Here is an 8,466-nt window from a genome sequence, read left to right on the forward strand (position 1 = left end):
AAATAGGATTGGAAAAGATGAAAAAGACGCTATTGACTTCATTTATTTTAGCCAGTGTCAGTTTTGGTTGTTCAGAAGCGCATGACGGGCAAAAAAATGCGAAAGATAATGTAAAAATCAAGGTAGTCACTGATCCAGCGCTGAGTGAATGGGTAGGGCATTATTCTGGAATTACGCCCTGTGCTAACTGTATAACCCGTTGCGAAGGATGTGAAGGTCTGGGAATAGACCTGAAAATTAATGCTGATCAGACTTATGTTCTGGAACGTAGTGACAATAACAATACGAGTAAGCCTGAAGTTTTTGCAGGGCGTTTTCACTTTGTTGATCCAGATAAAACCAGGATCGAACTGATTGGTGTGACTGACCGCAATAAACTCGGTATAGATGAGGGTATGGTTGAATTTATAGACACTCAAACTCAGCAGTACTTCGATTCTTATACGGAATTTGAGTTGGATAAATCAACCTGAGGTCTATGTCACTCATCTGTAAAACCTACAGCTTTAAGCTAGGAATATATGCTATACGACATAAACTGTCGTATAGCAATTTTATAAACTATTTTTAAATTCTAATGTTTTTTATAATAGATAAAGTAAGAAAGTTAGGATTTAAGAGATGAAAGATATAAATATAATTCGCGAACTATTTGAAAAATTAACACAACAAAAAACCAAGAATAGCTTTGTTTATCTGGTTGGAATGGTGGATATAAGCAATGAAGATATTCAATGGCTTATTCAGGAACAGTATGTCGAAGTAGATGAAGCAATCTCCTATCTGGATAATAAAGACATCATATTTATCAAACAATTAACAGAAAAGGGTAATGCACTATTTAGTCAGCTTCGGACTTAATTCCTGATAAAGAATCCTGGGAAATGTGCCTATTTCCTAGGATGTGCTATTAAAAAGCATTTTAGGTTTGTTGCCCGTACCAAGGGGAAAGTTGTTGTTGGAGCCAGCGTAAAAATAATTCAAAAGCAACAGCGACGATCGCAATGACTACAATTCCCAAAATAACAGTATCAGTAATTAAAAATTGTGCGGCAGATTGAACCATAAAACCAACTCCACGATCTGCTGCTACCAGCTCAGCTGCGACAAGGGTAGACCAGCCTACACCTAGTCCAATCCGTATCCCTGTCAAAATATGTGGTAAAGCAGTAGGTAAAATGACATATCGAATAATCTGGCTTTTACTTGCACCAAAAGATAATGCAGCCCGCTCGCGGTTTATCTGATGGCTAATGACACCGTGAGTACTGCTGATAATAATAGGTGCGAGTATGGAAAAGAAAATCAGTAAAACTTTTGTTGTTTCACCAATACCAAACCAGATCACCAATAAAGGTAAATAAGCAAGAGGAGGTATGGGTCTCAATAGTTCTACCAGTGGATCGAGTACAGCACGTACCCATTTATTTAATCCCATCCATAACCCAATAGGAACACCGATTATGATCGCAGCAAATAGCGCGAAAAATACTCTGGAAATACTTGCCGCTAAATGTTGCCATAATGTGGCTTTCATAAAGCCTTGCTGGCTAACTTGTATAAATTTTTGCCAAACTGCCTGAGGACTGGGTAAAAACAGACTTGGAATAATATGTAGGGCAGTGATGATATACCAAATCAATAAAACGCTTAAGACACTCAAAATACTGATCATAATATTTTTATATTCTGAGAGATAAACTGAAAGTTTGGTTTTTTCTAACTTGCTCTGAGTAATATCGTTATGAGATTTCACTGCTTTAGTCGAAGAAGTTAAAGTACTTTCACGTGAAGATGTCATGATACTACCTCTTTATTTTTCTTATTTTGTGAACGCAATTGATCGAAAAGCTGCTCACGTAGTGCAATAAATGCAGGATCTGATTTGATAGTCCGAATATCTTCACCAGCTTTATAACGATCAGCAAAATCCAGCTCTAAAACTTCGGCGATGATGCCAGGTCTTGCTTTCATAAGTATTAGCTGATTGCTCAATAGTAAAGCTTCTTCAATATCATGTGTGATCAGGAAGAAGCCTTTGTTTTGCTGAATCCATAAGTCAAGAACCAGTTCCTGCATAGTTTCACGGGTAAAAGCATCAAGGGCGGCAAATGGTTCATCAAGTAAAATAAACGGTGCATGACTAATTAATGCGCGTGCAATACCGACACGTTGTTTCATCCCCCCCGAAAGCTCCCAGATATTGGCTTTGGCAACATGATCCAGTGCGACAATTTTCAGAATGGACTGAACCTGTTCTTGTATAAATTCTGATGTCTGGTGACTGATTTTTAAAGGAAACCATATATTTTCTTCGACATTTAACCAGGGTAATAATGCATGCTCCTGAAATACAACGGCACGTCTGGCATCTGGAGCGCTTAAAACTTCCTGATCAATTTTAATCTCACCTGAGCTTGGCTTTTGAAAACCTGCAAGAATATTCAGTAGAGTAGTTTTTCCACACCCTGACTCACCTAAAACTACAGTCAATGAGCTTTCTGAAATAGAGAGATTAATATCTTTCAATACAGCTTGTGACTGTTTGGGAAAAGTAAGTGAAATATGTTCTGCTTTTAAAATACTCATTATTTTCACTCCATTATTGAATAAATTTGGAGGAAATATGTTCTTTATAGTCAGGTTTAACCTGATCCACTTTACCCTGACCTTTCAGGAACGTCGCCGTGTCTAAAATATTTTTGGCAAACTCACCATTTAGTGTTGTGATTTGTTGTGACTGATTTAAATACTCATTGCCTGATAAAAGCAACGGAATATCTTTAGTATCTGAACCGGTTAATTGAGCAATTTTTTCTACATTTTCGGGGTTTGAAAAAGCTTTAGGGTCATTGTTATAGCTATCAATTTGTTTAAGCGTGGTTTTAACAAATGACCTGAGAAAATCAGGATGCTGCTCGGCAAAATCCTTACGCACTACCCATAGATCATAAGTAGGAGAACCCCATTGACCAACTTGTCTGGAATCTGCAAAAACAGTACCTGAAGCTTTTGCTTTACTTAATGCAGGTTCCCATACATAGGTTGCATCAATATCTCCACGTTCCCATGCAGCAGTAATTTCTGGTGGACGAAGATTAACAATCTTTACACTATTTTCGGCAATGTTCCAATGTTTTAATGCCGCTAATAAGCTGTAATGTGTTGTTGATACAAATGGTACAGCAATGGTTTTACCCACAAGATCTTGAGGTGTTTTAATGCCCGATTTTTCGCGAACGACAAAAGCTTCCGAAGAGCCTAGTTTTGATGTGATTAAAAAAGTTTGGATGGGAACATCGCGACTTGTTGCAGCAGCATAAGGGCTAGATCCGATATTACCAATCACAACATCCCCTGAAGCTAATGCATTTACAACATCTGAACCAGTGTCAAATTTCTTCCATTGAATATTTTTTTGACTATCTTTTTCATATTCTCCATTGGCTTGAGCTACTTTACTCGGATCAACCCCAGTTTGATATGCGATGACGATTGTTTTCGAATCCTTTGATTGTGCTGAAGTATTTGGCTGATCAGTTTCTTTATTTTGAAAAAAAATAAAAGCAACAATAGCAATAATAACAACAGCTGTAATTCCAATAACCTTACTGTTTTTCTGACTCATTTTACATCATTCATAATTCTCTGATTTGCCCAATTTTAAGAAGCCTTGATTATGCTGAAAAATAATTAAACATTGTTTATTTATATTTTATTTAGATAAAGCGCATTGTTTTATTTGTTGAGGGATTAAAAGCATACAAACTTTGCTGAATTAAATTTATCAGTTATATCAAATGATAAAAAGTTTTATTCAATGAACCAAGGACAGAATCGAGATATAGAGAATGTGGTGTGAGTAGAATATTGCAGGATATTTAGCAAGGTTAAAATGCGAGCGTTATAGCGCAATAAGTAAAAAAATCCCTTTCATTTAAGAAAGGGATTTTTATGAGTTTAAGATAAATCAAACCAGATAAATTGACTATCATCCAGAGCCTTGATGCTTGTCACATCATCGAATAACAATGCATCACCAGGATTAACCGTTTGATCTCCAATTAAAACCTGGCCAGAAATTAAATGGACATAATTAAATTTCTGGGTAGCCTGAATTGGTAACTCATGACCTTTTTCCAGATATGCTGCCTTTACTTCAGCATTTTGGCGAATATGCATAGGCGCATTTTCATGAGGTCCAACGATCAGTTGCCATTCATTTGGTGTTGCTTTAGGGTCGCGTAAAATCTGTTGATAGTTTGGTTCAGCATTTTGTACATTTGGATGAATCCAGATTTGTAACATATGTACAGGTACGTCACCATTGTTCATTTCACTATGCTGTACGCCTGTTCCAGCACTCATCAATTGCCATTCACCTGCAGAAATATGACGCTCATTACCCATACTGTCACGATGAGAGATCGTACCATCAAGTACACAGGTGAGAATTTCCATATTGTCATGTGGATGTGTCCCAAAACCGTTATGCGCAGCAATCGTATCATCATTGATAACACGTAGAGCGCCTACGCCCATATACTTAGGATTGTACCAACTGCCAAATGAAAAACTATGTTTGGTATCTAGCCATCCAGCTTTTACATGACCACGTTCGGAACTGCTATGTAGATATGCATTCATGCTGCACCTCTTTATTTTTGTCAATGAGGGTATTTTACTTATCTTAAAAATGAGGGTAAATGTTGGAAATGCAATGTTTTGTTCTATTTTTAGAACAAATGTTTATGGTATATATAAAATGAAAAATAAATAAAAAGTGCATAAAAATTATTTTATGCACTTTTTATTGATAGAGAACAATTCACTAGAGAATTATTCTAAGAATTTAACAGTTACACCAGCGCGTACTTTTTTACCCAGGTCATTTGCATCCCAGTTCGTTAAACGAATACATCCGTGCGAAGCTGTTTTTGAGATGGCAGAAGGATTCGGAGTTCCGTGAATACCGAATGATTTTTTACTTAAACCAATCCAGATATTACCTACAGGTGCATTCGGACCAGGTGGTAACGATAAAGGTTTTAAATTTTTGCCTTGAATAAAGTTACTAGGAGAGTAGCTATACCATGGATTTTTTGCTACACCTGTGACTTTATATGTACCTGTTGGTGATGGTGTATCTGTACTACCGATAGTCGCTGGGAATGAAGCAATCATTTGATTTTTACTGTTAAATAAATACAGTTGTTTTGCACCTTTATGTGCAACAATCAAGTGAATATCTTCAGGTAATTCATTGCGGATATTGGTCACAATGATTTTTTCACCAACTTTGTTAAATGTTGCTTTTGGATTGATTTTCTTTAAAAACGCCTCATCCATGTGAAACTTTTCACCAAGCATTTCAGTTACACGAGTGTAATAAAGTCCAGGCATTTTTGCCTGTAAGGCATAGTCATGCGGAATTGATTTGGCATAAGGTCCTTTAAGATCCGCATCTGTAATCGTGTATTCTACAAATGCTGGCTTATTACCTTGTTTAGCAATTAAAGCATCCCAAGTTTCCTGAGTTAAAACACCAGTAGGTTTAATGCCATTCATTTGTTGGAATGATGCAATTGCCTTGAGGGTGTTCATACCACTAGAACCATCAATAGCGCCAGGTGAAGCATGAGCATTGTTTAACATGACATGCGCACGTGCATATACCGGGAACTGACCTTTACCAATATTTTCATACCATTCGGCATTATTCATACCATCTAAAGTCCAAGAGGCTTTTTCGGCAGGTACAGATGGTGTAGTTGTAGTTGATGGTTTTGTTGTTATAGGAGAAGAAGCTGGTGTCTCAATTGGTGATACAGCAATATCAGCATTTTTGTCTTCAGATTTCTCTAGGTTTTGCAGTGTCTGAGATGCCTTGTTTAAATCATTTTGCTCTTGCTGGGAAATTTGTGCAGCACTCGTTGCAGTATCGTTTACAGCCGAAGATGCATTGGAATCAATCTCTAAAGGATCAATAGGATCTTGAACTGGAGCAGGAGATGAAATTTTTTTAGGAGTTAATTGTTTCTCAGCAGTCGGAGCCGCGAAAGCTGAGCCAGCAAATATACAGCTTAAACTCAAAGCAAGAATTGAGCGAACGAACATGTAATTCAACCTTAAGAATTATTCATATAGATTGTCTAAAAACTTTGCAAGTATTACAGAAAAAAAACGCTAATGCAGTATTTCTTTTGTTTAATTTAAAAAAATTATCAACTTAATTTGATAAATAGAAATTACTAATTTGGAAGTCGTTTTGCTATGATGTGGAGGACTTCAAATTTTAGAATGGGAAAGTAATGACGACCTTAAAAAATGATCGTTTTCTGCGTGCCTTATTAAGAGAACCAGTTGACACCACTCCAGTATGGATGATGCGTCAAGCAGGTCGTTACCTCCCGGAATATAGAGAAACTCGTGCTAAAGCGGGAGACTTTCTTTCACTCTGTAAAAATACTGAATTAGCATGTGAAGTCACATTACAGCCTTTACGCAGGTACGAGCTTGATGCCGCCATTTTATTTTCAGATATTTTAACGGTACCTGATGCTTTAGGATTAGGATTATATTTTGAGGCTGGTGAAGGGCCTAAATTTAAAAAAACGATTCGTACAGAACAGGATGTAGCCAATTTACCAAAATTTAATGCCAAATCGGATTTGGATTATGTCATGAATGCGGTTTCAACCATACGTTCTGCATTAGCGGGTCAAGTCCCACTCATCGGTTTTTCTGGAAGTCCTTGGACATTGGCAACATATATGGTTGAGGGTGGTTCGAGTAAAGATTTTCGCTATACAAAGCAGATGATGTATGCAGAACCTGAGGTTTTACATGCACTATTAGACCGTTTAGCTGATGCTGTGACAGAATATTTAAATGCTCAAATCGATGCTGGTGCTCAGGCGATTCAGATTTTTGATAGTTGGGGAGGAGCACTCGCGCATCGAGAGTTTATTGAATTTTCACTAAATTATATGCAGAAAATCGTATCTGGATTACAGCGTGAAAAAGATGGTCGAAGAATTCCGGTTATTTTATTTACCAAAGGTGGTGGTCAGTGGTTACAACCAATGTTGGCTACTGGTGCGGACGCATTTGGTCTTGACTGGACAACACCTTTAAATGTTGCCCGTCAGACAATTAATGGTCAAGCAGCTCTACAAGGCAATTTAGACCCTGCCACACTTTATGGCTCAAAGGCAAATATAGAGAAAGCAGTTAAAGCCATGCTGGATGATGCATATCAAAATGGGGAAAAAACTGGTTATATTGCTAATTTAGGACATGGTATTACACAGTGGGTAGATCCTGAAAATCCCAAGGTATTTGTAGATACCGTACATGAATATAGCCTTAAATATCTGGGTTAAAGATTAAAAAATAATCACGTATAGATTTTTCCATGACCTATATCTATTCAGTATTTGAATTTTTATATAAGGCGGCTTCGGCTGCCTTATTTGGAATTTTGCTGCTGCTTGCTTTTGCAGTTACCGCTCCAATGGGGAGTCAGGAATTTCATGGTCTGTTTCGCTATGATTATTTATTATTTTATGCCTTGATTATTCAGGCATGTCTTTTATACCTTAAATTAGAATCACTTGCAGAAGCAAAAGTAATCGCCTTGTTTCATATCATGGCGATGTTAATGGAGATTTTTTTAACCCACCCGCAAATTGCTTCATGGCACTATCCGCAGCCTGCCATATTTAAGATATTTACTGTGCCTCTATTTGCAGGGTTCATGTATTCTGCTGTAGGAAGTTTTTTTGCCAGATCGCTACGTTTGTATCAGGTTTCATTCAAAGAATTACCTAACTTTGTCAATATGTTAGCTTTGGCATTGTGCTCTTATATCAATTTTATGAGTAAGTTTTTTATTCCAGATATACGTATCTTATTATTTATCTGGAGTATTTTTATTTTTTGGAAAACTAAAATTACTTTTTGTCTAAGTCAGAAAAAAATACAACTGCCTATGTTACCAGTGCTTGTCATTTTGGCATTTATCATCTGGATTGCTGAAAATATTAGTACATTTTATAAGATTTGGGTCTATCCAACGCAGGAAAATACATGGCATATGGTGGGATGGGGAAAATTAGGTTCATGGTACTTGCTTTTATTATTGAGTTTGGTTCTGGTACTTAAAAGGCTTTGTTGCACAAACCTATCTGTAAAGGCTTTTTCAGCGATATAATTTTCAAATGAAGAAGCCTACACACAAAATCTACCGCACAACCAATTGGCCCGCATATAACCGAGCACTCATGAGTCGCGGAAATATTGCCATTTGGTTTGATCCTGCTACGCAATGGTATGCGCCATCAAAAGGCAAACAAGGGCGAAATCAAACCTACTCCGACGCAGCCATCCAATGCTGCTTAATGATTAAATCCTTATTCCGTCTGTCTTTACGTATGGTCACTGGCTTTGTGCAAAGTCTGATTA

10 protein-coding genes are annotated in these 8,466 nt (G+C 37.1%); 5 read left to right on the top strand and 5 right to left on the bottom strand.

The features are described 5' to 3' along the window. Positions 1-17 precede the first annotated feature (17 nt). A complete protein-coding gene (locus tag KPC_RS04590) occupies positions 18-473 on the top strand; it encodes a copper resistance protein NlpE N-terminal domain-containing protein (RefSeq protein WP_121973236.1) in 456 nt (151 codons plus the stop codon). Between the two features lie 148 nt (positions 474-621). After that, entirely contained in the window at positions 622-861 is a 240-nt protein-coding gene (locus KPC_RS04595) for a hypothetical protein (RefSeq protein ID WP_121973237.1), read from the top strand. A gap of 61 nt (positions 862-922) precedes the next feature. Here the strand turns inward: KPC_RS04595 and tauC are convergent, their stop codons facing one another. From tauC to KPC_RS04620, 5 genes are all read right to left on the bottom strand, one after another. Beyond that, entirely contained in the window at positions 923-1,801 is an 879-nt protein-coding gene (tauC, locus tag KPC_RS04600) for a taurine ABC transporter permease TauC (protein ID WP_121973238.1), read from the bottom strand. Next, the gene (locus KPC_RS04605) at positions 1,798-2,589 is read right to left on the bottom strand and encodes a taurine ABC transporter ATP-binding protein (protein ID WP_121973239.1); all 792 of its coding nucleotides are present in this window, start codon (positions 2,587-2,589) and stop codon (positions 1,798-1,800) included. The genes tauC and KPC_RS04605 overlap by 4 nt, the downstream gene beginning before the upstream one ends. 13 nt (positions 2,590-2,602) lie before the next feature. Continuing rightward, entirely contained in the window at positions 2,603-3,628 is a 1,026-nt protein-coding gene (tauA, locus tag KPC_RS04610; RefSeq protein ID WP_121973240.1) for a taurine ABC transporter substrate-binding protein, read from the bottom strand. Between the two features lie 332 nt (positions 3,629-3,960). Beyond that, positions 3,961-4,647 (bottom strand): pirin family protein, encoded by a 687-nt coding sequence (locus KPC_RS04615; RefSeq protein ID WP_121973241.1) that lies wholly within the window; start codon positions 4,645-4,647, stop codon positions 3,961-3,963. A gap of 192 nt (positions 4,648-4,839) precedes the next feature. Then, entirely contained in the window at positions 4,840-6,117 is a 1,278-nt protein-coding gene (locus tag KPC_RS04620; protein ID WP_121973242.1) for a L,D-transpeptidase family protein, read from the bottom strand. A 194-nt stretch (positions 6,118-6,311) separates the two neighbouring features. On the opposite strand from KPC_RS04620, the gene hemE reads away from it, so the two are divergent. From hemE to KPC_RS04635, 3 genes are all read left to right on the top strand, one after another. Next, the gene (gene hemE, locus KPC_RS04625) at positions 6,312-7,385 is read left to right on the top strand and encodes a uroporphyrinogen decarboxylase (protein WP_121973243.1); all 1,074 of its coding nucleotides are present in this window, start codon (positions 6,312-6,314) and stop codon (positions 7,383-7,385) included. A 32-nt stretch (positions 7,386-7,417) separates the two neighbouring features. Then, positions 7,418-8,215, top strand: a complete 798-nt coding sequence (locus tag KPC_RS04630) for a DUF817 family protein (RefSeq protein ID WP_121973244.1) — start codon at positions 7,418-7,420, stop codon at positions 8,213-8,215. 7 nt (positions 8,216-8,222) lie between these two features. Next, on the top strand, positions 8,223-8,466 hold a 244-nt coding region (locus KPC_RS04635; protein ID WP_171072066.1), incomplete at its 3' end, for a transposase.

Origin of the sequence: Acinetobacter stercoris, assembly GCF_900323515.1 — a bacterium.
GTDB lineage: Bacteria > Pseudomonadota > Gammaproteobacteria > Pseudomonadales > Moraxellaceae > Acinetobacter > Acinetobacter stercoris.

Bases quoted from the DNA above. Each gene is read 5' to 3' on its own strand.
- KPC_RS04590 (WP_121973236.1), top strand. From the start codon at position 18: ATGAAAAAGACGCTATTGACTTCATTTATTTTAGCCAGTGTCAGTTTT.
- KPC_RS04595 (WP_121973237.1), top strand. From the start codon at position 622: ATGAAAGATATAAATATAATTCGCGAACTATTTGAAAAATTAACACAA.
- tauC (WP_121973238.1), bottom strand. From the start codon at position 1,801: ATGACATCTTCACGTGAAAGTACTTTAACTTCTTCGACTAAAGCAGTG.
- KPC_RS04605 (WP_121973239.1), bottom strand. From the start codon at position 2,589: ATGAGTATTTTAAAAGCAGAACATATTTCACTTACTTTTCCCAAACAG.
- tauA (WP_121973240.1), bottom strand. From the start codon at position 3,628: ATGAGTCAGAAAAACAGTAAGGTTATTGGAATTACAGCTGTTGTTATT.
- KPC_RS04615 (WP_121973241.1), bottom strand. From the start codon at position 4,647: ATGAATGCATATCTACATAGCAGTTCCGAACGTGGTCATGTAAAAGCT.
- KPC_RS04620 (WP_121973242.1), bottom strand. From the start codon at position 6,117: ATGTTCGTTCGCTCAATTCTTGCTTTGAGTTTAAGCTGTATATTTGCT.
- hemE (WP_121973243.1), top strand. From the start codon at position 6,312: ATGACGACCTTAAAAAATGATCGTTTTCTGCGTGCCTTATTAAGAGAA.
- KPC_RS04630 (WP_121973244.1), top strand. From the start codon at position 7,418: ATGACCTATATCTATTCAGTATTTGAATTTTTATATAAGGCGGCTTCG.